At 59.8% G+C, this 23692-nt stretch carries 28 protein-coding genes and 2 pseudogenes; 9 read left to right on the forward strand and 21 right to left on the reverse strand.

Annotated features, from left to right (window positions below):
- Positions 1 to 103: 103 nt before the first annotated feature.
- Entirely contained in the window at positions 104 to 712 is a 609-nt protein-coding gene (locus N2599_RS30615) for a LysE family translocator (protein ID WP_027512645.1), read from the reverse strand.
- Between the two features lie 331 nt (positions 713 to 1043).
- The gene (locus tag N2599_RS30620) at positions 1044 to 2030 is read right to left on the reverse strand and encodes a methyltransferase (RefSeq protein ID WP_027512643.1); all 987 of its coding nucleotides are present in this window, start codon (positions 2028 to 2030) and stop codon (positions 1044 to 1046) included.
- Positions 2031 to 2735: 705 nt separating this feature from the next.
- On the opposite strand from N2599_RS30620, the gene N2599_RS30625 reads away from it, so the two are divergent.
- Positions 2736 to 3983 (forward strand): flavin-containing monooxygenase, encoded by a 1248-nt coding sequence (locus tag N2599_RS30625; RefSeq protein ID WP_027512642.1) that lies wholly within the window; start codon positions 2736 to 2738, stop codon positions 3981 to 3983.
- Between the two features lie 120 nt (positions 3984 to 4103).
- Here N2599_RS30625 and N2599_RS30630 read toward each other — a convergent pair whose 3' ends face one another.
- The 13 genes from N2599_RS30630 to N2599_RS30690 form a co-directional block, all read right to left on the reverse strand.
- Complete coding sequence (locus N2599_RS30630) at positions 4104 to 5033, reverse strand: ornithine cyclodeaminase family protein (RefSeq protein ID WP_051336747.1); 930 nt, start codon at positions 5031 to 5033, stop codon at positions 4104 to 4106.
- Between the two features lie 43 nt (positions 5034 to 5076).
- On the reverse strand, positions 5077 to 6126 hold the full coding sequence (gene virB11, locus N2599_RS30635) for a P-type DNA transfer ATPase VirB11 (protein ID WP_027512641.1): 1050 nt from the start codon (positions 6124 to 6126) through the stop codon (positions 5077 to 5079).
- A gap of 10 nt (positions 6127 to 6136) precedes the next feature.
- Positions 6137 to 7306 (reverse strand): type IV secretion system protein VirB10, encoded by a 1170-nt coding sequence (gene virB10, locus N2599_RS30640; RefSeq protein WP_027512640.1) that lies wholly within the window; start codon positions 7304 to 7306, stop codon positions 6137 to 6139.
- A gap of 9 nt (positions 7307 to 7315) precedes the next feature.
- The gene (gene virB9 / locus N2599_RS30645; protein WP_027512639.1) at positions 7316 to 8173 is read right to left on the reverse strand and encodes a P-type conjugative transfer protein VirB9; all 858 of its coding nucleotides are present in this window, start codon (positions 8171 to 8173) and stop codon (positions 7316 to 7318) included.
- Positions 8170 to 8841: a VirB8 family type IV secretion system protein gene (locus tag N2599_RS30650; RefSeq protein WP_027512638.1), complete on the reverse strand. Its 672-nt coding sequence runs from the start codon at positions 8839 to 8841 to the stop codon at positions 8170 to 8172. The genes virB9 and N2599_RS30650 overlap by 4 nt, the downstream gene beginning before the upstream one ends.
- 1 nt (position 8842) lies before the next feature.
- Entirely contained in the window at positions 8843 to 9127 is a 285-nt protein-coding gene (locus N2599_RS30655) for a hypothetical protein (RefSeq protein ID WP_027512637.1), read from the reverse strand.
- A 37-nt stretch (positions 9128 to 9164) separates the two neighbouring features.
- The gene (locus N2599_RS30660; protein ID WP_027512636.1) at positions 9165 to 10097 is read right to left on the reverse strand and encodes a TrbL/VirB6 family protein; all 933 of its coding nucleotides are present in this window, start codon (positions 10095 to 10097) and stop codon (positions 9165 to 9167) included.
- Positions 10098 to 10321: 224 nt separating this feature from the next.
- A complete protein-coding gene (gene virB5 / locus N2599_RS30665) occupies positions 10322 to 10990 on the reverse strand; it encodes a P-type DNA transfer protein VirB5 (RefSeq protein WP_245209295.1) in 669 nt (222 codons plus the stop codon).
- 29 nt (positions 10991 to 11019) lie between these two features.
- Positions 11020 to 13386: a VirB4 family type IV secretion/conjugal transfer ATPase gene (locus N2599_RS30670; protein ID WP_027512633.1), complete on the reverse strand. Its 2367-nt coding sequence runs from the start codon at positions 13384 to 13386 to the stop codon at positions 11020 to 11022.
- Positions 13379 to 13717, reverse strand: a complete 339-nt coding sequence (locus N2599_RS30675; RefSeq protein ID WP_027512632.1) for a VirB3 family type IV secretion system protein — start codon at positions 13715 to 13717, stop codon at positions 13379 to 13381. The genes N2599_RS30670 and N2599_RS30675 overlap by 8 nt, the downstream gene beginning before the upstream one ends.
- Positions 13718 to 13722: 5 nt before the next feature.
- A complete protein-coding gene (locus N2599_RS30680) occupies positions 13723 to 14022 on the reverse strand; it encodes a TrbC/VirB2 family protein (protein ID WP_027512631.1) in 300 nt (99 codons plus the stop codon).
- Positions 14019 to 14681, reverse strand: coding sequence for a lysozyme family protein (locus N2599_RS30685; protein WP_027512630.1), 663 nt, complete (start codon positions 14679 to 14681; stop codon positions 14019 to 14021). Before N2599_RS30685 ends, N2599_RS30680 begins: the two co-directional genes overlap by 4 nt.
- Positions 14682 to 14684: 3 nt before the next feature.
- Entirely contained in the window at positions 14685 to 15206 is a 522-nt protein-coding gene (locus N2599_RS30690) for a hypothetical protein (RefSeq protein WP_084606603.1), read from the reverse strand.
- A gap of 92 nt (positions 15207 to 15298) precedes the next feature.
- Here N2599_RS30690 and N2599_RS30695 point away from each other — a divergent pair, with 92 nt between their 5' ends.
- Entirely contained in the window at positions 15299 to 15652 is a 354-nt protein-coding gene (locus tag N2599_RS30695; RefSeq protein ID WP_027512629.1) for a winged helix DNA-binding protein, read from the forward strand.
- 335 nt (positions 15653 to 15987) lie between these two features.
- On the opposite strand, the gene N2599_RS30700 is transcribed toward N2599_RS30695, so the two are convergent.
- The 3 genes from N2599_RS30700 to N2599_RS30710 all read right to left on the reverse strand — a co-directional run bounded on the left by N2599_RS30700 (position 15988) and on the right by N2599_RS30710 (position 17165).
- Positions 15988 to 16281: a type II toxin-antitoxin system RelE/ParE family toxin gene (locus tag N2599_RS30700; RefSeq protein WP_027512628.1), complete on the reverse strand. Its 294-nt coding sequence runs from the start codon at positions 16279 to 16281 to the stop codon at positions 15988 to 15990.
- Positions 16281 to 16580: a type II toxin-antitoxin system RelB/DinJ family antitoxin gene (locus N2599_RS30705; RefSeq protein ID WP_027512627.1), complete on the reverse strand. Its 300-nt coding sequence runs from the start codon at positions 16578 to 16580 to the stop codon at positions 16281 to 16283. The genes N2599_RS30700 and N2599_RS30705 overlap by 1 nt, the downstream gene beginning before the upstream one ends.
- 228 nt (positions 16581 to 16808) lie before the next feature.
- Positions 16809 to 17165 (reverse strand): VOC family protein, encoded by a 357-nt coding sequence (locus tag N2599_RS30710; RefSeq protein WP_027512626.1) that lies wholly within the window; start codon positions 17163 to 17165, stop codon positions 16809 to 16811.
- Between the two features lie 570 nt (positions 17166 to 17735).
- Between N2599_RS30710 and N2599_RS30715 the strand changes: the two genes are divergently transcribed.
- From N2599_RS30715 to N2599_RS30730, 4 genes are read left to right on the forward strand one after another with little or no spacing between them, the layout of a single operon-like run.
- The gene (locus N2599_RS30715; RefSeq protein ID WP_027512625.1) at positions 17736 to 18026 is read left to right on the forward strand and encodes a type II toxin-antitoxin system Phd/YefM family antitoxin; all 291 of its coding nucleotides are present in this window, start codon (positions 17736 to 17738) and stop codon (positions 18024 to 18026) included.
- Positions 18023 to 18400, forward strand: coding sequence for a type II toxin-antitoxin system VapC family toxin (locus N2599_RS30720; protein ID WP_027512624.1), 378 nt, complete (start codon positions 18023 to 18025; stop codon positions 18398 to 18400). The genes N2599_RS30715 and N2599_RS30720 overlap by 4 nt, the downstream gene beginning before the upstream one ends.
- A 12-nt stretch (positions 18401 to 18412) precedes the next feature.
- Positions 18413 to 18661 (forward strand): type II toxin-antitoxin system Phd/YefM family antitoxin, encoded by a 249-nt coding sequence (locus N2599_RS30725; protein ID WP_027512623.1) that lies wholly within the window; start codon positions 18413 to 18415, stop codon positions 18659 to 18661.
- Positions 18658 to 19788, forward strand: a complete 1131-nt coding sequence (locus N2599_RS30730) for a tyrosine-type recombinase/integrase (RefSeq protein WP_027512622.1) — start codon at positions 18658 to 18660, stop codon at positions 19786 to 19788. The genes N2599_RS30725 and N2599_RS30730 overlap by 4 nt, the downstream gene beginning before the upstream one ends.
- A 232-nt stretch (positions 19789 to 20020) precedes the next feature.
- On the opposite strand, the pseudogene repC reads toward N2599_RS30730, so the two are convergent.
- A pseudogene (gene repC, locus N2599_RS30735) lies at positions 20021 to 20275 on the reverse strand (replication initiation protein RepC); the annotation flags it as partial.
- A 26-nt stretch (positions 20276 to 20301) separates the two neighbouring features.
- Positions 20302 to 20775 (reverse strand): Lrp/AsnC family transcriptional regulator, encoded by a 474-nt coding sequence (locus N2599_RS30740; RefSeq protein WP_027512621.1) that lies wholly within the window; start codon positions 20773 to 20775, stop codon positions 20302 to 20304.
- Between the two features lie 114 nt (positions 20776 to 20889).
- Here N2599_RS30740 and N2599_RS30745 point away from each other — a divergent pair, with 114 nt between their 5' ends.
- The 3 genes from N2599_RS30745 (at position 20890) to N2599_RS30755 (ending at position 22993) form a co-directional block, all read left to right on the forward strand.
- Positions 20890 to 21435: an RBBP9/YdeN family alpha/beta hydrolase gene (locus N2599_RS30745; protein WP_027512620.1), complete on the forward strand. Its 546-nt coding sequence runs from the start codon at positions 20890 to 20892 to the stop codon at positions 21433 to 21435.
- A gap of 365 nt (positions 21436 to 21800) precedes the next feature.
- Positions 21801 to 22325 carry an antitoxin Xre/MbcA/ParS toxin-binding domain-containing protein gene (locus tag N2599_RS30750; RefSeq protein ID WP_027512619.1) on the forward strand — a complete coding sequence of 175 codons (525 nt, stop codon included), beginning with the start codon at positions 21801 to 21803 and terminating at the stop codon, positions 22323 to 22325.
- Entirely contained in the window at positions 22322 to 22993 is a 672-nt protein-coding gene (locus N2599_RS30755; protein WP_027512618.1) for an RES family NAD+ phosphorylase, read from the forward strand. Before N2599_RS30750 ends, N2599_RS30755 begins: the two co-directional genes overlap by 4 nt.
- A gap of 304 nt (positions 22994 to 23297) precedes the next feature.
- Here N2599_RS30755 and N2599_RS30760 read toward each other — a convergent pair.
- A pseudogene (locus tag N2599_RS30760) lies at positions 23298 to 23372 on the reverse strand (ATP-binding protein); the annotation flags it as partial.
- Between the last annotated feature and the right edge of the window lie 320 nt (positions 23373 to 23692).

The raw sequence follows: 23692 nt of genomic DNA on the forward strand, positions 1-23692 counted from the left end.
GCTTCCATCGGACCAAGCGATCAAGGCTCATCCGGGCCGGACTATGTTTGGCGCATTAGGCATGCCTAATATCGTCGCCCATTGGCCACTGTTCGGTGCGATTTCACATGAGTCTGATCACGGTGATGACTGCGATCGAGAGATAGACTGCGGCGCCGAGGTTCGCAAAGCCGCCGACCTGTGCACAGCCGACCGGTAGCCGGAGATGCGTGATTGTAAAGACGCAGACAGAGGCGGAGACCGAGCGCATGCAAACGTATATCGCGCTCAGCAAGACTATTTGCATAGCGATCGAATGATCCGGATCTATGAATTGTGGGAAGAAGGCGGCATAGAAGAGAAGCGCTGCAGGATTTGCGAAGGCAATCGTCAGCCCATCTAGGACCGGCGGACGAGCGCGAGACAAATTCGGAGAGCGCCAAGGCCGGCGGCGGAGGCGCAACGCGCCCGCAGCGAGCCAGATGAGATAAACGGCTCCGGCGAGTGAAAGCCATCGCAACAGCACTGGCAAGAGTTCACCGGAAAGTGACAGGCCGGCGAACATTGCCCCGAGCAGACACACCTCCCCGAACTCTACGCCAATCGCGGTCGAGAAACCGGCCATCGCCCCGTGCCGAAGCGTATTACAGGCAATGATCGCCATAATCGGGCCGGGCGTGATGAGAATCAGAAGTGTCGCGGCCGAGAATTGGGCAAGACTGTTCCAGTCCATCTTATCAGCTTTCGAATTCGCTTATCGCATCGATATCAGGTTCGTGACTAAACCTGCCTTGACTTCAAGCACGGGCGCGGGGGCCTCAGCATGACCGATGTCCCTCAACTGATCGGGACTCAAATCCGCGATTGCCCGACGTCTTGAGACGGTCCGTTGCCAAGTCCTGAGAGCCGCGATTGCGGTTGCTGTGGTTTTCAGCACGAGTCCAAGCAGACGTACCTTTGACGAGTGACGATTGACGCGAGTTTCCGTGTGAGCCATTTCGGCCTCCATCATCATTGTCGGCAGGGTTGACCTGCAGGGAGCCTATTGCCCTCCGCTTTGCGCTCTACGGCTTGCGCCCGATCACGGCGCCGTTCGCGCCGGGTGCGTCGAACCAGACCGTCTCGATGTGCCGGAATCCGGCTTCCTCGAGCCACGCCGAATATTCGGCCGGCGTGTAGTTTCGCCCTTCCGTCTCGATCAGCATGTTCAGGCTCATCAGTGCAGCCGGCGCCGGCCCGGTCTTTTCGTCATTGACGAGAAGCTCGCTGATGACGACTGCGCCGCCGCTCGGCAAAGCATCGAAGGACCGGCGCAGCAGGGCGCGGTTCTTTGCCTCGTCCCAATCGTGCAGGATCATCGACAGGAGATGCACGTCGTGATCTCCCGGAAGTTGTTCGAAGAAGTTGCCGCAGGCCGTCTCGATGCGGTCGGTCAAGCCGGCCTCGGTTATTTTTCCCGCCGCGATCGCGGCCACATGCGGCAAGTCAAACACGGTCGCGTGCAGCTCCCCATACTGTTTGCAAAGCTCGATGTCGTACGCGCCCGATCCCCCGCCGATGTCCAGGAGGCGACGGAAATAACGGAGATCCACGGCTTCGCCGAGCTTGCGCGCGGTCATCGTGGAGACCGAATGCATCGCCTCCCAGAAGAGTGCCAGCATCGTCGGATCCTCGCCGTCGAACAGCGAGGATTGCACTGCCGGGTCCCACGTGGTTGGCCGGTTCGTGCGCAGCGCCTCTGTAAGCCTTCCCCAGCCCGCGTAGAGTCGCTTGTCGGCCATCTGCACGAAGCCACCGAAGTAATACGGCTTCCCGCGCACGAGATAGGCTTCGCTTAAAGGCGTATTGCGATAACGGCCTTCCGTTTTCTCCAGAAGCCCGAGTGCAGCGCAGCCGGTCAACAGCATCTCGGCCGGGCGTGGATGCAGACCGACCGCTTGCGCGAGCTCGCCAGCAGTCGTGCCTGGGCCGCCCGCAAGGTGGCCGAAGAGGTCCAACTCGTGCGCAGCGGCCAGAGTCTTGAAGGCCCAGAAACCGGTCGAAAGCGCCATCAGCGGGACGGCGGAAGGAAGTTCCGGCGTGGCGGAAATCGGCTGGACGTTTGCATGCTTGGCCGGAGGCGCTGTCCGCGAAAGCTTTCTGGCCATGATTACCTCTCTTCCAGAGCAGGTCACAACCGCAACCGGCTGGTTTGTGGCCATCCACTCGGCGAGCTGTGGCTACCGTCTGCTCAGGTGCGAATCTGGCGGTGCGGGGTTACGCTACGATTTCGGAAGGAGAAAAATTCGGTTACACTTGAAACTTATATTATTTGGTCGGAGCCGGCTGACTTTCTCGATCGTGGAATGTCGATAATTGATTATTGGATGCTTGCGCGCATTGAACACAGCCAACCGGCCGAACTCCCATTTAAGCGCAAGAGGATTGATTGCCTTCGCTTCCATCTTCGCAGTGATTGACCGATCGGCTCAGTAATGTCGGCTAGCCTCCCACCAGTTAACGGCTCGGGCACTCTCGTCAGCGCAAGCGGAGAGGTCGAGTGTCGCATTTCTAAATGGCTGGCGGAGGCGCATCCCTAACCAGCTTTGACATCGAAGCACGGAACGAGAAGATCTTCCGATCATAGGTCACACCCCTGCGCTAGCGGCCGCCTTGTGGCTTCCGGGCGGCGGTCCTAGCGCATCTCCCATGGACTTGTATCCCTGCCAGAAGGCGCGCATACAGTGAAATGGACCAGGAGGTTGGTAGGGGGACGCATGAGCGAGGTTCTCGACGCGCTTGTGATTGGCGCCGGTTCGGCCGGTCTCGGCGTCAGCTATTTTCTAAAGCGGGCTGGCCGCAACCACCATATCCTCGATCGAGGCCGGATCGGCGAGACCTGGCGGACGCAGCGATGGAACTCGTTTAGACTGAACTCGCCTACAATCCGTTCCATCCTGCCCGGTGACTCATATGAGGGACCCGATCCTTGGGGCGCGATAACCCACCACGAGTTCGTGGCATATCTCGAAGGATATGCCGAGCGTCACTGCCTGCCAGTGGTCACCCAAACGCCGGTGGATGAGCTGTCCAAAGACAATGGGCTTTTCCGCGTCGCCACGGCTCATGGCCCGCTGCTGGCGCACAATGTGGTGATCGCCACTGGTGACCAAAACCGACAGGTGCGGCCGCTAGGCTCGACCGCCCTGCCGATCGGTATTCACCAAGTCGATTCTTCGGCCTACCGCAGCACCGCCGATCTCGAGAATGGCGCGGTACTGGTCGTCGGCAGCGGCCAATCGGGCGGCCAGATCGCCGAGGATCTGGCACGAGCTGGGCGAACCGTCTTTCTAGCAACCAGCCGCAACGGCCGTTGGGTCCGGCACTATCGCGCCGGCAATATACTGAATTGGCTGACGCTGTCCGGCTTTCTAGACGTCCCCCGCAAGGAACTCGTCCTCCCTTCCGGTAAGTTGCCAGCGCGCGCTCTCGTCGGCGCGACCCACACGATCAGCCTGCAATCGCTGAGCGCCCAAGGCGTTGTGTTGCTCGGCCGGTTCGGGGGCGTGGAGAATGGCAGTCTCATCTTTGGCGACGACGTCGACGGCAATATGCGATTTGCCGACGACGTTTCCGCGAATACCAAGCGGCTGATTGACGAATACATCGAGCGTGCCGGCCTTGATGCGCCACCAGCCGAGAGCGACCCGGCCGAGACGGTTGAACCGCGTGTGCCCGATCCACGGATCCGGTCGGTCGATTGGATTGCTAGCGGCGTCAGATCGGTAGTCTGGTGCACGGGCTTCACCGGCGACTTCTCATGGATCCGGCTCCCCGGCGCCCTCGACACAGCCGGCCAGCCCGTACACGAGGATGGGGTGGGCACCATTCCAGGCCTGTTTTTCGCCGGTCTCGATTTCGGCTCGACGCGAAAATCAGGCACGATCCCGGCTATTGCAGAGGAGGCAGCTCGCCTCGTTGAGCGGCTCGTCGGCAAAAAGAACTCCACCTGGCCGGCGCGCTAAAACCCTGCTGAGCAGCAATGTCGACGCCGGACTTTGCCGTCATCACCCTCGCTGGCGCAGGAGTTGGCGGATCTCGCCAACGCGGCACAGGCCCGCAAACCAGAACGCGCGGCGGCGTGATCACAGCGGCCTACCCCCCTCCTGCTGGCGGTCCAACTCACCTAGGACCGCCAGCGCGACATAGCTATCCTGTAGCGAGAGGCCAGAGCTGTCGAATACCGCTATCTGCTCGGCAGACTGCCGACCGGGCGCGGTACCCCGTAATACTTCGCCGATCGCAATCAGCGAGGCATCGCTGGGAGCGTGCTGAAACTCGCCGACAGCGCGCCACTGCGTAGGCAGATCGCAGAACAGCCGTGCAGCGGCCAGTAGCGGCACGGGCAATTCCTGCTTGCCGATCGCATCAGATCCCATAGTCGAGACATGGGTGCCGTCCCGAACCCAATCGGCCCGAAACAGCGGCGCTGTGGCCCCAGTTGCCGTGACGATGATATCAGAGCATCGGCAGGCGGCCTCTGCCTCCGACATCTCTGCTGCAATTCCAGCGACGTTCAAGTGTCCGACCATGGCGAGCGACGACGATTGTGCGCGGCCCACGACCAGCACCCGGCGCAGCCGTCGGATGCGTGACAGTGCTGCCACCTCATATTCAGCCTGATGGCCAGTACCAAAAATCGCCAGGACCTCAGCCTCCGGCCTCGCCAGGATGTCAGTCGCGACAGCATCAGTCGCAGCTGTTCGAAAGGCATTCAGCGTGCCGGCCTCGACGATCGTACCGATCCGTCCACGGGTCTGATCAAACAGAAGGATCAGCGAGTTGTGGCGGGGCAGGTCAAGCGCGTCATTGCCAAGAAAGCAGGATCCGATCTTGATCCCCGCGGCGGCAGGCCCAGCGGCGGATTTGATCCGTGAACCGGTCAGATTGCGATTGGCAAGCGGGAGCGCTCTGAGCTTTACAAAACCGCCGATCGCAGATGAACAGCCGTCGTTCCGATTGCGTGGCCCGACAAGTGGACACGCATGATCCACCAAAATGGAAGCCGAGCTCATCGCGGACGCAGACCATGCGAACCAGCAAAACTCGCGCACGGACCTATCGGAACTCACGATGATCGCGACTGCTGCCATCGGACATGCCGGCTGCGGTCGCATGGGCGTCCCGGTAATAGACCTCGCTCACCCGAAACCGTCCATCGATGCGTTTGCACTGGACGATGACGTCAATGGCGATCATCAACAGCTCACGGATATCATGCCTGTCGAGGTCCCTGCCGCCTTCCGATTCCTTGACCAGCAAGGTCAGCTGTTCGAAGGCCAGCTGCGCGGAGTCGGCGTGGACTGTCGTGATCGAACCGGGGTGGCCCGAATTGACATTGCGGATGTAATAGAAGGCCGTTCCGTCTCGCAGTTCCTGCAGCAGGATCCGATCCGGCCGCATGCGCAGGCAGGATTCCAGCAGGTCCTTGGCGCCGACCTTCGCCAGGCCTTGACCACCCTTGGAATAAAAGAGGCGAACGTGGTTCGATTGCGGGATGACCAGCTCGGGCGTGTCCTCGATCGAAATGATCCGCTCGCTTGCCGGGATATGACGGATCAACGCCTTCGACAAGGTCGTTTTGCCGGAGCCCGTTGCGCCGGAAATGATGATGTTCTTTTTCGCTTGGACGGCTTGTCGCAGAAACGCCCTGTAAGCCCTGTTCCTGTAGAACCCCAAAAGCTTGCGGTCCGATGTGTTACCGTCTCTTTCGGCTTTTGCGGCATCGTCGAATAATCCGCCCTGCTCGAGATCGTCGAGGCTCAGCGAGACCGACGACGGCTTTCGGATCGTGACGCTGACGGTTCCCTGCGTCGTTGCCGGTGGGATCACGATCTGGATGCGCTCATCACCTGGCAGCGTGGCCGACAGGATCGGCCGCGTTTCGTCGATCGATTGATTGGAATAGCTTGCGATAGCGCGCGCGAGACGCATCAGCTTGTCGAAGGATAGATCAGGCAGATCGTGGGTCTGCCATCCGGCCGCCCCCTCGGTCACCACCTGACCTGGCCGGTTGACGATGATCTCGTAAAGCGACCGGTCGCGCAGATAGGGGCAAATTGGCGCCAGGAGCTCGCGCACTACACCGGAATCAGCTCCTTCCGCCATTTGCGATCTCCTATTTCGTGACAAGCCTCGATGCGGGACTGAAGTCGCCGCGCAAAGCGCGATCGTAGACCCTGTTGCGAGGCTCGGTAACGCGCAGCCGGTAGATGCCGGAAAAATCAAGATCCCGCGCCACGAAGATTAAGACCAGTTCGCCCTGGTGTTTCTGAAGCGTCGGCGGAATGTTGATCGACTGTTCCACGGCGATTGCCGCGGCCTGTCGTCCGGCGCTCGTCGTGTTCTGCGCTTCGACATCGCCGTCGTGCAGCCGGCTGCTCGCGTAGGAGGTCGCATCGCCGACGATCGACAGCAGGATCGCGCTGCCGAAACGCTCCCACCAGTGGGTGTCGACATGGCCGTCCAAGCCGGCGCGCCCGAGAGGATCCGTCGCAGGCGACGCGAGCGTAACGATCACGCCCTTTGGCGTCTTGGCACGGTTCCACAGGACAAACAGGCGTTTTTGACCGCGGCGAAGACCGCCGCGATATTCGCCGACGATCTGTGTGCCCTTCTCCATCAGCACGATACGGCCATTGTCCGACAGCACGTCGCGATTGATGACGCAGCTTGCAAAGCCCGGCTGGTCCGAGGAAAGCGCCGTTTCCAGCACGCAAGGGATGGACGTTCCCATGGCCACGATAAAATCGCGATCTCCAAGCATGCCGGCGCGCGAGCCTTGCAGTTGCGTCGGCGCCAGAATCCTGTTGAACCGCTGGTCTTCGTTTGCTGCCTGCGAACCGGGAGCGCCGGGATTGACGCCGAACGGAAAGTCGTTTGATGCAGCATCCGAACTCTGGTTCTGCCGATCGCCAACCGGCGCCTTTTCGCCGCCATAAGCGATCACCGGCGCACGGCGAGCAGCGTCCAGGAGCTTATCCTCCTCGACCGGCGCCTGCTCGGTCACGACGGGCGTTGGCAGCTCGACTTCCGCCGGCATCGTGACAGGTTGGACCGGTTCCCTGGCGGGCTCGAAATCCGACGTCTGGCGGATCACGACCCGTTCGGGTTGGGTCCCCTCCGCGGGCTTGTTCTGGCCGCGCATCGACCAGAGTGCAAACGCGACGAAGGCCACGATCGCCATGGCAATCGCGCCGCGTTTCAGGATCGGGTTGTTGTCGAACTGGCGGCCGGCCGTTGTTTCCGCGCGCTCGCCGGGGATCCGGGTGTTGTCTTGCTCGGACATGACGTTTTCCTATTGCGCGACAGCGGGTTGTGTCTTCACGACCCGCTCCACGTACGGTGACGTCGTGTTGGTCTCAGGCTTGATGCCGACACGATCATAGGCCTCGTTGAAGATGCACAAGACGTCCCCTCCCCTGCGCAGAATGAACTTGCGGCTGACGGCATGGACCAGCACCAGATTGCCGTCGACGGATTTCGGAACCAGGCTCTCAGTGCCGTCGGAGTTTTCCAGGTAGATTGCCGGCATTTCCTGATTGCCGGCAAAGGCGAAGGTCGTGAGCCTGCCGTTGTCATAGACGGCCTGCGGTTCGAGCGAGACAGAGCCTTGCGCCGAATAGCGCCAGTTCCGCGGCCCATAGGCCTCATGGAGCGCGAGCACCCGGTCCGCCCGACCTGCCTCAGCAGCCTGAGCACGGAGGGCGGCCTCCTGACGGCGGCGCTCCGCCTCATCGGCTGGGTAGCGGTACTTCACGTAAAAATAGGTGTTTTGTCCGACCTCGACCGTTCCGTCCCGCACGGTCAGTTCCATCTGATAGCTGCGGGTCGATCCGTTGCGCCTTGTCGTCACAACCGAGATATTGGTCACCGGCTGATGTTCGCGCGGCTTCAGGAACAGCATGTTGCCGGCCGGCGCCACCTCCCATGCGACGCTATTGCCGAGCGCCACATGGGCAATCTCCTCGTCAGCAGCAAACTCGACCTGGATCGACGAGCGCAAGGTGCCGACGATCCTTGTGATGTTGTAGGGCTGATAATCCACGAAGCGGATACGGCTATCCTGCGATGCGCCGCGGGGAATTTCCAGGGCACCTGCTGTCAGTGAAAGACCAAGGCTCAAAACAGAGGCGATCAGGAATATCTGTTTCAATTGATGGCCTCCGGATCGGCGCGATATTCGCTGACCGCAAAGCCCAGGGGATTAACCAGACGGTCGGTCGACGACATCGGCGCGTTGACATAGGAAAAGGTGAGCGTTGCAACCCAGTGCGTGGTGCGCACATCGTCTCCGCGGGTGATCGTCCGCATGTAGCGCACGGAGGCCACGTTGGCATTGATCAGGGAGATCGAAACAATATTGATGCGCGCCGTCGCGCTGCGGCCGTAGACATTCTGCGGAGATTGCGGGTTGCTGCCCCGGTAGACGGTTGCAAAACGCGTCTGCTCCGGCTGCGTGGAGAGCAAGGCAACGGTTCGGAAATTCTCCTCGGCCTCGCTCCAGACATAACCTTCTCGCGCGCGCACATACTTGGCCCCGAAGTATTTGGTGACGGCCTCGTCATAGCTCCCGGCGACCGACTTCAAGGCGGAGACGACGTCGACGATGCCGGTGGCGTTGTCGACGCGGACCACAAAGGGCTCGACCGTTTTCAAGGGGGTCAGCCCGGCAATGGCGAAGACGGAGACGGCCGCCACGATGCCGGCACAACCAGCAACGAACCAGGCGATGCGGGCAGAGCGCTCCACTTGGATGAGCCGATCCTGATCGAACCGGCGCGCCTTTTCGAAGTAGCTCTTCAGATTATCCGGCGTCACCATCTCACTCGCCCTTACCTGGATGGTTGGTACCTCCGACATTGAAACGCGCGAAGGCGGCCGGCTTTGCTGAGGCTAGCTCATGCGCGTAGGGCGCGGCATGGCCTGCCGGGTCCGCAGGACTGGCCTTCGACGTAGGCTGCTTCAGCTTACTGTCATCTTCCCACTGCCACATGGACCGGTTCAGCGGCCGGCGGGAGTAGCCGTCGCATTTGGGAAGCGGGTGTGTCATCGCGCTGCAGGCGGAAAGTGTCCCGGCGATGAGAAACAATGAAACGGTGCGAAGCATGCGGAAACAACCTGTCATTTTCTTAGGGAGGCGGCCGTCATTCTGCCCCTTTCGGTCTGAAACGGCGCGAAACGGTGCGGGCACGTCGCCCGGCCGCTCTCGCGGTATACGAGGCTGCCCGGGCAAGCGTGCTTTCGTGAGCATCGCGAGCGGCACCATAGCCGTAGGTCAAGGATGCCCCGCCTGCGGCGAGAGCCGACGCAATACCGGGCAACTGATAGAAGACGTAAAGCGCGGCAAGGCAGATGGAGCAGAGCGCGATCGGGCGCATCAGGACGTCGCTATAGCTTTCGACAGCCGTAAAGGTCGTGTCGATGCAGGTGATCAACAGCGAGCCGATCGCAACGACCAAAACCTGCAGAATGACGAAATTGGCAAGCTGTCCTATCCAGGATTCGGTGAAACGGCGCGTGGACTGGAACATGGCAAGCGCAACGAAGATCGGGCCGATCGCAAGCACGACGGCGAGTGCCAGCCGAGCGTAGAGGGAAATGATGTAACCGATCGCCGCGACAATAAAGCTCGCGCCAATAACCATCATACCGCCGATACCGGTAACGATGTCGACCGGCCAGGAAGCGCGGGACCAGATCTCGTAGGCGCACCTCTGGCCCTTGTCGAGCAGGCTGTCGAACGTCGAGGCGCTCGGCGCAGTGCCCGCATTCAACGCCTGAGAAATCTCCTTGGGCAGCATCTCGAAGAACAGATCGGTCACATAGGTCTGGTACTCGCTGGCGTTCCTCACCAGCATGACGATGATTGCAAGCTTCATTGCCCGAAACGCAAACTCAAGAATGGGCTCCTGGACAGAACCGCGCAGCACAAGGTAGCCGAAGAGCACGACGTAGAGCGTCAGCGCCGCGGTGAGCGGGGCGGTCACCCAGTTGGCGATGTTTGCGGTGCCTGACGAGATGAAATTCTCGAGCGGCGCCTTGAACTGCCCATCCACGAAGCTGAAGACCTGATACATCCCTTAGCCTCCGGGCGACTTGCGCATCGGTCCAGACCGCAGCTTCACGTCCGCCGCCTCCGCGTTTTCTTGCGCGTCAGCAGGTCCGATGCGATTGTTCCGGCACTCGGCTGTGACCTTCGCAAGCAAGGCCTGATCAGCAGGCTGGTCGATGGTAGAGGTTTCTTCCGTCTGACCGAAGCAAACCGGCAATGCCGGCGCGATCATTCCAAGAGGGGCCGGTTTCATTTGAGCGCTGCTCCCATTGCGTCCATGCGGCTGCGCCAATCTTCCGCCTTTCGCTGGTCATCGACCTGCACCTGCGCCTGCTGGACCATCTGCAAACCCTGCATGCGCAGCACGTCGGTTTGAAGAAACGCCGTTTCCGCCTGCAGCCGTGCCTGAAGATCGGCGATGTCCTTGGCGCCCGCCGCGCTGGAAATCTGCTGGCGGAGCTGATCGATGCCCTCGACGCGCTTGGTGGCTGCGTCATAGATCTGTTGGCCGAGGCTCATCTGGCCTGCGTTCTGCTTCTGGGCGCGCTGCAATTCCTGCGCGTAGAAATCATTGGCGTCGGTGTGATAGGTCGAATTGTGCTCGAGGAATTTCGAAGCGGAATTGCCGAAGGCGCCGGTCCCTGCCCCCTTGAACAGACCTTCGATGGCATTAAAGTCCTGTGGCAGCGCCTTGCGGATCGAAGGGTCGTTGAGCAGGCCTGCGACGTCCGCCATGTTGGTGATCTTGTTCAGCGATCCATAAAGCTGCTCAGCCTGCCGGAGCTGCTGGTTCAGCGTGTCGAGCTGGGATTTCAGCTGCGTGATGCTTTCGATCTGCTTTACGATCGCCGTCTGGTCGATGACCGGAATGCCCTGTGCGGATGCCATTGCGGTCGGCAACACGGTAGCTGCCGTCATAAGAGAAAACCTTGCCCTTTTCCTTTGCCTCATCCCGCTCTCCTTCTTTGCTGAAATATCGCCAGCCAGTCCTCGCGCCGGTCACCGGCTTCTGCCCTGATCACCTCGGCAAGTTCCACGTTGGCCGTGCGGCCGGACAATATGGCAAGCTCGTCATCGAAGCCTCTGAGGTTCAGTTCTGCGACGACGCTGTTATGCCCTTGCTTGACGATGAAGCGGCGGCTTTCGGCAGGGAGTTCACGTGCGACAAGCTCGAACTCGCGTTCTGTGAGCTTGAAACCGTCTACGTAGTCGGCATGATCGCCGCGCGGATTGGGAAGGAAGATCTGCGTCGGGCACTGCTCGATGATCGTGTGGGCGATCGGCGACACGATCGCATCGCGCGGGCTTTGGGTCGCAAACAGCATGAGCCCATTCTGTTTGCGGATCGTTTTGAGCTTGTTTTCGGCGAGATCGCGAAAACCTTCGTCCTGCAGGGCCTTCCAGAATTCATCGATCACGATGATGATGCGGCGCCCGTCGATCAGCTGCTCGATGCGGAAAAAGAGATAGGCCATCAAGGGTGTGCGGATTTCCTCATTGTCGAGGAAATCCGTCATGTCGTATCCGATGAATTTGGCACCGATCCCGATCTCGTCACCATCGTTGTCGAAGACCCAGCCAAGCGGCCCTTCTCGTTCCCAGCGCCGCAATCGCGAGGCGATGCCCTCAGGGTCGGTGTTGTTGAGGAAAGTGCGCAAGGCGCCGATGGAGCGTCGTTCGACCGGCAGGTCCGCCAGACCGTCGATGGCCGAGGCGATCTCGCGCAGCTCTGTCACCATCAGCTCACGCTTCGCCGATCCCGCGAGCTTGCCGACCCACCGTGCGAGAAACACCTTGTTTTCCGCTGTGAGCGCAAGTGCCTTGAGCGGTGCGCAGCCGGTGGCAATGCCATTCCTCAGCGGCAGGTAAGCGCCGCCCGCTGCCCGGACGAAAAGGTCCGCTCCACGATCCTTGTCGAAAAAGACCATGTGGGGATCGTGCTTTTCGAGCTGGGAAAGCATGAAGTTCACGAGCACGGTCTTGCCCGTGCCCGATGGTCCGCAGATGAACGTGTTGCCAAGGTCGCCGTGGTGGAAGTTGAAGTAGAAAGGCGAGCCGGACGCGGTTTTCAACATGGCGACGGCCGGTCCCCACTCGTTTCCGTCCTTCTGCCCGATTGGATAGGAGTGGAAAGGCGAAAATGCCGCGAAATTCCGGGATGTGATGGCGCCAGACCGCGCACGGTAGCGAAAGTTGCCGGGCAGTTGCGCCCACCAAGCCGCTTCAAGCCCGAGATCCTCGCGCGCGACGACCGCACCGCCACTGGTAAGGTGCGAGCGCGCCTTCGCCAGATTGTCGGTCAGCTCTTTGACCGAAATAGCGAAGACTGAAAGAGTAAGGTGATGCTCGCCGAGCACGAAGCGGTTGGATTCGAGATCGTCCATCGCCGCGTCGAGTTCCTCGACCTGGGATGCCGCCTTGTCGCCGGCGCTGACCATCTGGTTCTGCTTGCGCCCCATGATGACGCGCGCATCCGCTTTCGAGATGAAGGCGAAGGATTGTGTGAGGATAAGCTCGAACGGGGCCGTCAGAATGCCGTCGAGCATGCCGCTGCGGGTGGTTGCCGGATATTCCTTGAACCCAAACATTGCGGCATAGCGGCTTTCGGCTTCGTGACGGATTTCGATCGTCTCGCGGCCGAAAATCACCCGATCGGAATAGATCGCAGATGAAATCCGTCCTTCCGTCAATGGAACGGGCTCGCGCCGGCCGCCCACGATCTGGTGCAGAACCTCGCTCGGCTCGGAGAAAAGGGTGCCGTCCTGCTCGTAGAGGGAGAGCACGCGGGGCTCGAAGCGTTTCAGGCCCGCGGTGATGTCGGACAGCTTGTCGTGCAGGTGCTTCAGCGCAGTTTCGTTGAGCTCGATATCGGCCCGGCGTGCCCTGCGCAGCCGCGAAAGAATCTCGGCGGCCTTTTCGGCGGGATCTCGTCCGGGATGCCAGACCAGTGAGAGGTAGAGATCGTTGCGAAACAGCTCCTCGCCGATCATGCGCTCGCGGTATTTTGAATTCAGCGCGTCGGAGAAAGAATTGGTGAATTTTCCTTCCGGATAGTCGTTGTCGCGGCGGCGAATGACATGCGTCCAGAGCGCGAGGCGCTCGTCGGCGATGTTCCGGTAGAGGGTGTTCAGGTTGCTGTGCAGGCTGTTGAGGTCCAGGACATCCGCTGTTTCAAAGGAAATGCCTTCGAGCGCGATCATCACCATCAACGCCCTGGAATCGAGCCCGATCGCTATTTCGTCGACATGGCGCACGTAAGGAATAAAGGTCTCAGGCCCGAGTTCGCGGGACCGAAGCGTTGCTTTGCTAGGCAAGGCTCAAGTCCCCTTCGTCATAGCGTCTGGTGAGCTTCAGAGGTGAGAGCGTGGTCCCGCCCCAATAGGAGGTGTTTCGCGATCGACCGCGGGTTTCGATCCACGAAATCAGGATCCGGAACGTGTTGTGGTCATGCTTGACGAGCGTTCGGAATAAGAGGTGGATGACGATTCCGACAAGCGCGTAGGCGATTGATCCCGCCGTGATGTAGAGGATCGTCGTCAGCATGACGTTCAAACCCATCGCCTCCATCGTCACACCGGCGATCATCGCCGGCCGTGTGCAGGCAAGGAACAGGGTGTCTTCTTCGATACCGGGACCTGCCGCCATCGGTCTCATCCTCCAACGATGGTGTTGACGAGTTCAGTGGCGCCAAAGATCCCTCCGATACCAATGATCCAGAAGCCGGCGCGGCGCAGATCCATGTAGCCGAACATCCAGGCAATGCAGATGATGATCACGGCGATGACCGCGAGCAGTCGGGCGATGTTGCCGGTCAGCATATCGACGATATTCTGCAAGACGGTCTCGATACCCGCGGCTTGGGCGAAGGCCGGTTCTGCCATGCAGGCAACAATGGCTGCGGCCGTCAAGGCAGGGGCAGCGACACGGCGAAGACTGGATTTTGAAGTCATTCACTTTGCTCCGATCGATCATTCTGAAACACAAGAACCGAGGATCGCCGCCGGGAATTGAAGACGTCCCATGAGGCGGTCTCACTGGCTTGGGGAAGGCGTTTTGCGACTGCTGGCACGTCCTGTATGTCTGCGGGCTTCTCGAAACGAGCCTCAATGCGCGGCGCGATAACGGAAAGCGACGCCAGTTTGTGGGACAGCCGGACCATTTCCTGGCGGACCTGCTCGTCATACCGGACCACTTTGCCGAGGGACGGATCGCCTCGGCCGAAATGAGACTGAAGCATGATGTTTTCCGCTTGCGCCGGATCGGCGCCTGCGCGCAGGGCACGGCGATAGTATCCATCGAGGAGCGTGGCAGTGGCCTTGAGGTTCAGGCAGGCATCGAACGCATCCGATATAGAAAGGTTCAGCTTGCGCATTTCCTCCAAACCGAGACCGCCAAGGCCGATCTGGATGTCCTGGTGATCCACAATGAGAGAAGTGGCGAGCTCAATTGCCTCCGCCTTCGATGCCGGTTGTGCGGGACGCGGTGGGCCACTGTTGATGCGAGTAGCATAGGGATGGAAATCGCTCTCCAAGCTGACAACGGCGGCGATCGTCTCGACCGCAACGTTGGGAGCGCATGTCCGTGCAAGATCGGCGAAGGCGACCGGCATTGCTCAGTACCACACCCTTTGGCTTCCGATCCCATCGATGGTCACGTCGACGTAATGGGGCCGCATGCGCATATGTGGCTGTATCGTCAAGTAGCGCCGGCATTGCCGCTGGCCGTCATCCCAGCGCCAGCCGGAACTGTGAGTTCCGCGTTCGTGGTCGAAGGTGCATTCGTTGTTTGAGACAGTCTGCGGCGTGGTCGAGATGCAGCTTACCTGCCGTCCGCGATCATTGTATCGAATCGTTAGCCTATAGCCCTCGTCGCAATAATAGGGCGCGTATCCGGGCCTAGATGCCCGGAAACCAGCGCCGTTGCAGCTTGGGAACGCGTGTCCCTTTGAAAGTTCTCGCCACAGTTTCTCAATCGGCGGGCGGCATTCGCCAAATTGTGTTGCTCCACCGGGATTGGAAAGACATAGGATAACCTGGCATCCCCAATCATCTGCCCGCGCATAACTCCCTGAAATGAGATATGATGGCGAGACGTTGAGAAGAGCCAAGAACGTCCTGATCAGAAGGTTTTTCATGAGCCGTCCCTCCGCAATCAACACGCCAACGATGCCGCGGGCGTCTGTGTCGTCTGGAAATTTATACAACCTTATATTATGCAGTTAAACAAATGACAAGAGCACTCAACATTCAGTGGCACAACCTTGCCTTCTCGGCTTTCATATTCCACGAGATTTTTGACAATCCGCTGGAGGATGAAACGCCTCAGTCGCGGTTGAAGCAGATCGGCATGATGAGCGTCCTCTACATCATGCATCAGGGGCATCAGCCGCTAACGCTTTCAAATATCGTCGAAACCACGGGTTTAACGCGCACTGGCGTAACCGAAACTGTCGACCCGTTGGCGCGACGCGGGCTCCTGACGGAGAGCTTCGTGAAGAACTCGATGGGGCGCGGCAAGGCGCGGCGGTTTGAGATCGCGCCGGAACTCCTGGAGAAAATCCGCGGCTTTCAGGGAAATTAAAACCCTGCCAAAGATGACATCGCTGCCGAATCAGAACGCCTTAAACACGTGACTTTGCGCCTGGGTTAGACGTGCGCTCTTCGCTGGCCGGGAAGGTAGCCCTACGATTTCACAGCCTATCGTTCCGTTGAAGATCATTACCCCTTGCGCCCGGCGCCGCGTTTCAATCGGAACGTCTTCCGAGACAAGGCCCCTAACACTCCGAGGTCGGCCGGCAACGTCCTCGATAAGATCAATCGGGGAACCGCGGGGAGGTGAATGCAGCCATTTCGACGATGGCGCTTTGGATAAGAGAGGCACGATCGGGCCGACACGCGCAGACGACTGTTAGAGGCCTACTTGTCTTCTATCTCAGCGGGCCACATCTGGGCGCCATGCAAAATGCGCAGAATACGAATCTTGTCGTCCATCGCCACGTAGGCCGCGATATAAGGTGTACGCGGGATAACAAGTTCGCGTGTCCCAGCAACCCGGCCGGGGCGTCCACTTTCAGGAAACTCAAGGAGACGGCGCGCCGTGCGAACTATCTCTTCATCGACATGAACCGCCGCCCGTGGGTTTGCTGCTTCGATATAGCTGAAGATATTGTCGCGGTCATCAAGAGAGTATTGTGTCCAGACGAGTCTCATCATTCATCGGCTTTGCGCAGCGCTGCTGACCGGCGTGCACTGAAATGCCTATCGGCGTCGGCGTCCTCGACATCGGCCCGCGTATCCTCGAGCGCTTGCAGTACCCTAGCACGGAACCAGGCATCATGGACGTCGCTGTTGCTGACGAGCTCCAATGGCAGGGCGCCTTCATTTGCAGTTCGGGTCAACAGGATGCGGACAGCATCCGAAACCGTCAGTCCCATGTTTTCGAGCACCGCCGTGGCGCGCTCCTTTACAGCGGCGTCAATCCGCGTCTGAACCAGCGCATTTGAGGCCATATGCAGATCTCCCTTTGGTTCTTAGCAATGTAATACATTTGCATGACATGCGCCAGTGTCATCACACTTTTCTGCATCTAGTGGCGAAAGGCTGACACTTGATACCGATGGACGGCAAGAACCGACCGATAGCTTGAAAAAGTCCGGCAGAGCAAGATGTTTTGCCTTCCAATCTCCATCCCGCTCCAAGTCTCTACTTGGTTGCGCGTCCGAACGGAAAACCACCATTTAAGCTGCCCCGGCTTTGTGCGCCAAAGGATGCCTCGGCTGGTAGAGGCCAAGCGAGCCGCCACTGGGAAGCGAGACATGCGTGAGCAGGCCCCAGCCTTCATCGGTGACCGAAGTGCATTCAACATCGCGCGATTTCAGCTCTTGGATTGTGGCATTGACGTCTTCGCACATGAGATAGACTTCGTGGCTGTCACCTTCGGCGGCCGGGTGAACGGCAATCTCGGCCGGCGGCAATGCGAAGATCAACCAGCCTTCGCCAGCATCGATTGCTGGAAAACGCAGAACATTGCGAAAAAATGCGCGATCTGCCTCGGCATCCGTGCTGTAGATGATCATGTGTGCGCCGGAAATCATGGCTCCTTACCTCCCCGAAAAGTGATGCGGACAAGCTATTGCCGTTGCAAACGACGTTCCGGAGCTACCGCCGTCCACACAGCCGCTCGCTACCGGCAAGCTTCAGTTAGATATAGGTCGGCTGGCCGTGATTGCAGGTGCCGGAACCCGGCGTTGCCTCCACTTTGGCCGCCACCGTTATCGAAAAGTGCGGCGACTGGGCATCACTCGGCCAGCGCAGAGAACATTTCCGACGATATCAAGAGCAAATCGTGACTGTCTCATTGCTGCCATTTGAGCAGCGGCCACAGCTTGCCCGCCGACGGCGGAGCCCTTTGCCTAAAAGGCCTGGCTGAAGACGTCTTCCCGCATCCGCAAACGATAAGCATGATGGGGAGCGCCTCCGACGCGCTCTCCTCTAAAGGGCGCGCGAGAAAGTAAATATGTGGGGTTCGTCCCGTCATGGCTGCGGATTTTTAAACTGCATCACTTCCGATAAGTGATGCTTATCGGAAGTTAGATGTACACACGACTTGTACATACGCGTTTGCGGTGATATCGTGGCGCTCAAGAATAATATTGGAGCGCACGATGCCCCAGACCAGCTACAAGATCAGCGAAGCGCGCAAAAATTTCGCCGAGGTGCTCGAGCGCGCCAACCAGGGCGAGGAAATTCTTATCATGCGCGGCAATCAGATCTATGCCCGCATCGGCCCGGCCGATCTCGGTGGTAAAAGGCCGTTCGGCCTGCTGCGCCATCGCGAGCTTCCCGACGATCTGTTCGACGACGCCGATGCCGAGCAGGCGGCCATCGACGCCGGAGACTTCAACGACGATACCGGTGTCTGGCAGGGCAAGTCTAACGGCAAGGCTGACAAATGAGGGTGCTGCTCGACAGCCACGCCGTTTATTGGTGGACGATCGGCAGCGAGCGCCTCTCATCGAGAGCACGATCGCTGATCGAGGACAAGACCAACACCATCCTGGTCAGCGCGGTTTCCTTCTACGAGCTGGACAACAAGATGCGCCTGAAAAAACTCGACTTGAAACCGCAAGAACTACGAGCAGCCGTGACGGCCAGCGGTCTTCAGGCGCTTGCTGTCACCGATCTGCATGCCGAATTGGCGGCTGTCTTTGATTGGGAACACCGGGATCCGTGGGATCGGATTCTGGCAGCCCAGGCGCGGCTCGAGCATTGCACCTTCGTCTCGACGGATGTGGTGTTCGATGCCGTGCTGCACGAACGTGTCTGGTGAGGTGCGCTGCAGATGAAGATCTTGGTAGAGATAGCCGAGGCGGCGATGCGGTTTGAGGAGTTAATTGAACTGGCTCAGCGTCATGATGAAATTCTGATCTGCCGAGAGGGGCAGCCAACCGCGACTCTGACGTCGATTGCCACCCGGAATGGGACGATGGACGAGTTCCTGAGACTGGCTTCTGAGGGGCGTGCCAACGTCCCCTCTGATGCGACCTCCAATCATGACGATCTTTACGACGAACATGGTCTGCCTAAATGAGTGCCGTTGATCGCCGCGCCGAGCAACTCGACACGATCGCCGCGGTGCTGCTGACCGACCGGCGCGATAAGCTCGCCGAACTGCTGACAGACCAGGACGTCGAGACGCTCAAACACCTCGTCAACCAAGACATGGGCGAAAACACGCTGCGGGCGCTGACCTCAGATCTTGCCTATCTTGAAGCCTGGTCGGTTGCGGCAACAGGTAGCCCCCTCCCCTGGCCGGCGCCGGAAGCTCTGTTGCGGAAATTCGTTGCTCACCACCTCTGGGATCCTAGTCGACGCGAGGATGATGCAGAGCATGGCATGCCGGAGGCCGTCACGCTGGAGCTTCGGCAATCCGGCTTTCTCAGGACTGCCGGACCGCACGCGCCTGCAACCGTGCAACGACGTCTCGCCAACTGGTCGACCCTGACGAAATGGCGCGGCCTCGATGGCGTGTTCTCTTCCCCTTCCGTCAAATCCGCGATGCGGCACGCCATTCGCGCCACGCCGCTGCAACGCCGCCGGAAGAGCACCAAGGCGGTCACCGGTGACGTGCTGGCGAAGCTGCTCGCGACCTGCGGCGGCGACAGTCTGTGCGATCTGCGCGACCGGGCGATCCTGATGGTCGCCTTTGCGTCTGGCGGTCGTCGTCGCAGCGAATTGGCCGGCCTGCGCCGGGAGCAACTGACGGTCGAGGCACCGGTCGTCGGCGAGGGCGGAAGCCCCCTCCCCTCGCTGTCCATCCATCTCGGCCGCACCAAGAATTCGGGCCTCAGCCAAGATGAGGTCGTTTACCTCACCGGCCGGCCGGTGGACGCGCTGAACGCCTGGCTGAAAGCTGCGAAGATCGACAGCGGCAGTGTCTTTCGGGCGATCGATCGCTGGGGCAATGTCAGTCGGCGCGCACTCGATCCGAAGGCGGTCAATGATATCGTCAAGCGGCGGGTGGCGGCGGCGGGACTGGAGCGTGCGGAGTTTTCGGCGCACGGATTGCGGTCCGGTTATCTCACCGAAGCCGCGAACCTCGGAGTTCCCCTACCCGAAGCGATGGAGCAATCCCGTCACCGCTCCGTGCAACAGGCATCCAGCTACTACAACAGCGCCACGCGGCGAAGCGGTCGAGCGGCTAGAGTGCTATCGTGAGCGTGGGCGTCGCGGCAGCCACATAACCGTGAAATCTCTCCGCCCTGATGGTCAGGCCAAGCCGATCCCATTGTCGAGAGCAAGTTCACAATCGTCAGCGTTTGTCACCTCGGTCTCGACGACGATGAACTGCCGATCCTCCCACCGCTGATGTTCCTTGTAGTAGCTCTGACCCGCTTGGCTTTGTTATTGAGGGTTGCCCCGTTTTTCAGACGCAGCCCGGTGAGCTTGATGCCACGGCGACGGCGGCGTTTTCGGCTCCAATGACCTCGCAGGCATCCTGATAGGCCGACGGACTGACCCCGAGCATCAATCGCACCACGACTGCGGCCGACATCAGGTCCTGCCCACCGCTGACAGCTCCTCCCGGCCCGTAATCCACGATAGCTGGGCAGGCCTGCAACACCATACCCAGCGGAAACGCTTTTGTCGGCTCCCATATTGGTCGGGTGTCGGTACTCGATTTTGCACCCGGGCTAGGCTCTGCTCGTCGACTGAGGCATACGCTGAGGGTTAGAGCCGCTGGACAAGGTCGCGTCCGATCAACTTGGGCCGCTCGCTCCGCAGCACGAGAGATGTGGTGACCGCCCCGAAGCGCGCAATGGAATCGACGATCGTCTCCAGCTCTCCCGGTGACGGGACGAGCACTTTCAGTAGAAAGCAGTCCTCACCCGTCAGCCGCAACACCTCGATGACCTGCGGCATTTCGGAAAATTGTTTCAGGCACGCGCGAATGTGTTCATGCGTTGTGCGCAGCCGGACGACCGCCATCATTCCTAATCCAAGGCTGGCGGGATCGATCCGGGCGCCGTAGCCGACAATGATACCCCTCTCTTCGAGGCGCTTCACTCTTTCCGACGTTGCTGGCTGCGACAGTCCGATTTTGCGCCCAAGCTCGGAGATCGCGATTCGGCCGTTCTCCTGCAGCGCCTCGATGATTGCAATGTCGGTCGGATCCAGAGGGGAACGATTATTTCGAGTGAGCAAGACATTTGACCTTTAATCTATCGGAATTCAGGCACGTTCTCCGATAGTTCTCCATTCAGTGCGGCGATGGAAGATGCCATCTTTCGATCCACTCAATAAAATAGGAGTAAACGCATGGCCGAAATCGTTATCCTGCCCGGCATCGGCGGCTCGGGAGAGACGCACTGGCAGACTTTTTGGGAGCGCGCAAATCCACGCGCACGGCGTTTCCAACCCAAGAGCTGGGATCAGCCGGACTTGGTCGACTGGATCGAAGCGCTGGACCGCGCCGTAGCCACCGCGGACGAACCGCCGCTGCTCGTTGCGCATAGTCTCGCCTGCCTTCTTGTGGGCCATTGGCAGCGCGCCTCTTCTCTTGCTGTAGCAGGGGCGTTTCTCGTCTCCGTGCCCGATCCGCAATCCGAAGCCTTTCCGGCAGCGGTGGCCACATTCGCGGCTGTGCCCGAGGGTAGGTTCCGTTTTCCCTCGCTCATCATTGCAAGCTCCGATGATCCCTATAGCGAGGTCGAGTATGCCAGGACACGGGCGGCTCAGTGGGGCAGCGGCATTGTCGAGGTCGGCGCATTCGGACACATCAACAGCGGCAGCGGGCTTGAGGACTGGCCAAGCGGCTTGGCCCTCTTTCGGGCCTTTGCAGCGGGGACAGAATGCATGGAATAGCCCACTTGCCCATTACGCTCTTCACTGCATTCCTGATCTCTTTCTCAGAAGCTCTGTTTAATCTCCAATTCTCCATACCCAGCTGGCTCGTTATAATCATGACCCAACTTTCGGGGGTCAGTTCAAAACGCGGTGGCACTGCTTTTCTATCGTCGCGACAAATCACGCTCAGAAGAAGAGTGTGGCAGGTTGCTCCGTTCGGAAGAGATTGGGGTCAGAGGCGCGGAATGCCCGCGCTTATTTCAATAAGCTCGCTCGGCTCTTGAACGTTAAAAGGCTATAGGTGCACGCTCCTGGCCCAGCTTTAAAACTGCTTGCGATTAGTCCAGATCTGGACTATGTCTATTTCAAGACAGGAGGCTATTATGCCGCATGCGCGACGCACAGGGCAACAAGACAAGCATGAGCCGCAGCGCCTGGAAACCGACCGGTTTGCTCCTGCAACCCGCAAAAAGCTGAGCGCGCCGGCGTTGCGAACCTTTCTGGCGATCGCCGATCTTTGGGGCCTGAATGAAGAGCAGCGGATGCTTGTGCTGGGTTACCCGTCCCGGTCCACGTATCACAACTGGGCCAAGCAGGCGCGTGAACATGGTACCTTCACGCTGGACGTCGACACCCTCATTCGAATCTCGGCCGTGCTCGGCATTCACCAAGCGCTTGGGATCCTGTTTCCCAATGAACGCGCCGCCGTCGCGTGGCTGCGGACGCCGCATGAAGCGCTTGTTTTCGGTGGCCATCCCCCGCTCAACGTCCTGACGAGCGGAACACAGGACGGCCTGATGACAGTTCGTCGATTTCTCGATGCGGCAAGAGGAGGCATCTACATGCATCCGAACATCCTGGACGAAACGTTCACACCTTACGACGATGGGGACATCGTCTTCCGGTGAGTGACCGTTTTGCCCAGGCGCCACGCCCTTCGTACCGGCTGATCCCATCGCAATTTCCGCCGATCGGGCTTTTTGATACAGTTGCGACGGCGGCCGATCTCGAAGCCGTAATGGAGCTTGCCGGCTGGACCAATGACCGTCTCGTTGCCGACCGCATCCAACGGCTTCCCGAGGGTGAATGGGTCTATGGCACTGCCAATTCCAGCATTGTGATGGCCGCATTTCTCCATGTAGCGCCGGGAGGAATGCGGTTTAACGGCACCGATCTCGGCGCATGGTATGCCGCCGACGATCTCCGCACAGCCGCAGCCGAGGTAGGCCATCATCTTCGGCGCGAAGCTGTTGCGCGCGGTGTGGCGACGATGAGGCGCACCTATAGAAGCTACACGGCCATCCTGATTGGCGACTATCTCGACATTCGTGGAGAGCAGATGCTTCGGCCCGAGGTTTATGACGGCACCAGCTACGCCGCTTCGCAAGCGCTTGGTGAGCAAGTGCGTTCTAACGGCGGGGCCGGCATCCTCTATGACAGCCTCCGGCGCAGAGCCGGCATGAACATCGTCGCACACCGGCCGCGGAACATTCGCGACGTTATGCAGACCGACCACTTCGAGATCACCGTTTCTGCCGACGATCGACGCATCGATGTGCAAAAGCTCGCAACCTAACGGTATCGCGGCAGCCGCGTGCCGGCGAGATAGCCACAGGAAGGGGCTTCTTCCACCTCCGATTTCAGATGTCTCTTGTATAGGTGATCGGTCACGGTTTCCGCGCGATCCAATGGAAATAAATTAAGCAATTAAGTAACTTAATCGCGGCGAAACGTTAATTAGATGCACGGCGAAACGTTAATTAGCGGTGTCGCTGGCAACCGGGGGTGTCCGAGCATTGCATTGCCGAGGGGACGCTCCAAAGAGTGGCTCCTAGATGGAGTTCATCGTGCGTAAGTGCTGATTCCGATGAAGCCGCCTGGTTTCGCCGCAGGCTTTCCCCGGATAGGTCGACGTGGTGAGCGTTATGAACCAGCCTGTCGAGGATGGCATGGGCCGAGCATAGGCTGTCCGAGTTGCGGACGGTAGGCCTTCAGGAGCGGCAATGCCAGAAAGATCTCGTTCTGCACTCCTTCCGGCAACGCTGAAAACTTCGGGATGCTGCCCGGGTTCTAAAATTTACGGAGTCATAGGGTGGACTCGACTCTTGTCTCTGTCTCAGACTGCCGCCCGATCGGAGCAGGTGTTCAGGCGACATCACGCGACGGAATGGCGATCGGCCAGTTCGGCGCTGGTCGGTAACGCCATTGAGCGCTACCTTGTTCACCGATCCGCAGCCACCGACACAGGGGCCGTGATAAGCGCCCCGCGGTTGAT

The sequence above is a fragment of the Rhizobium sullae genome, from assembly GCF_025200715.1.
Taxonomy (GTDB): Bacteria; Pseudomonadota; Alphaproteobacteria; order Rhizobiales; family Rhizobiaceae; genus Rhizobium; species Rhizobium sullae.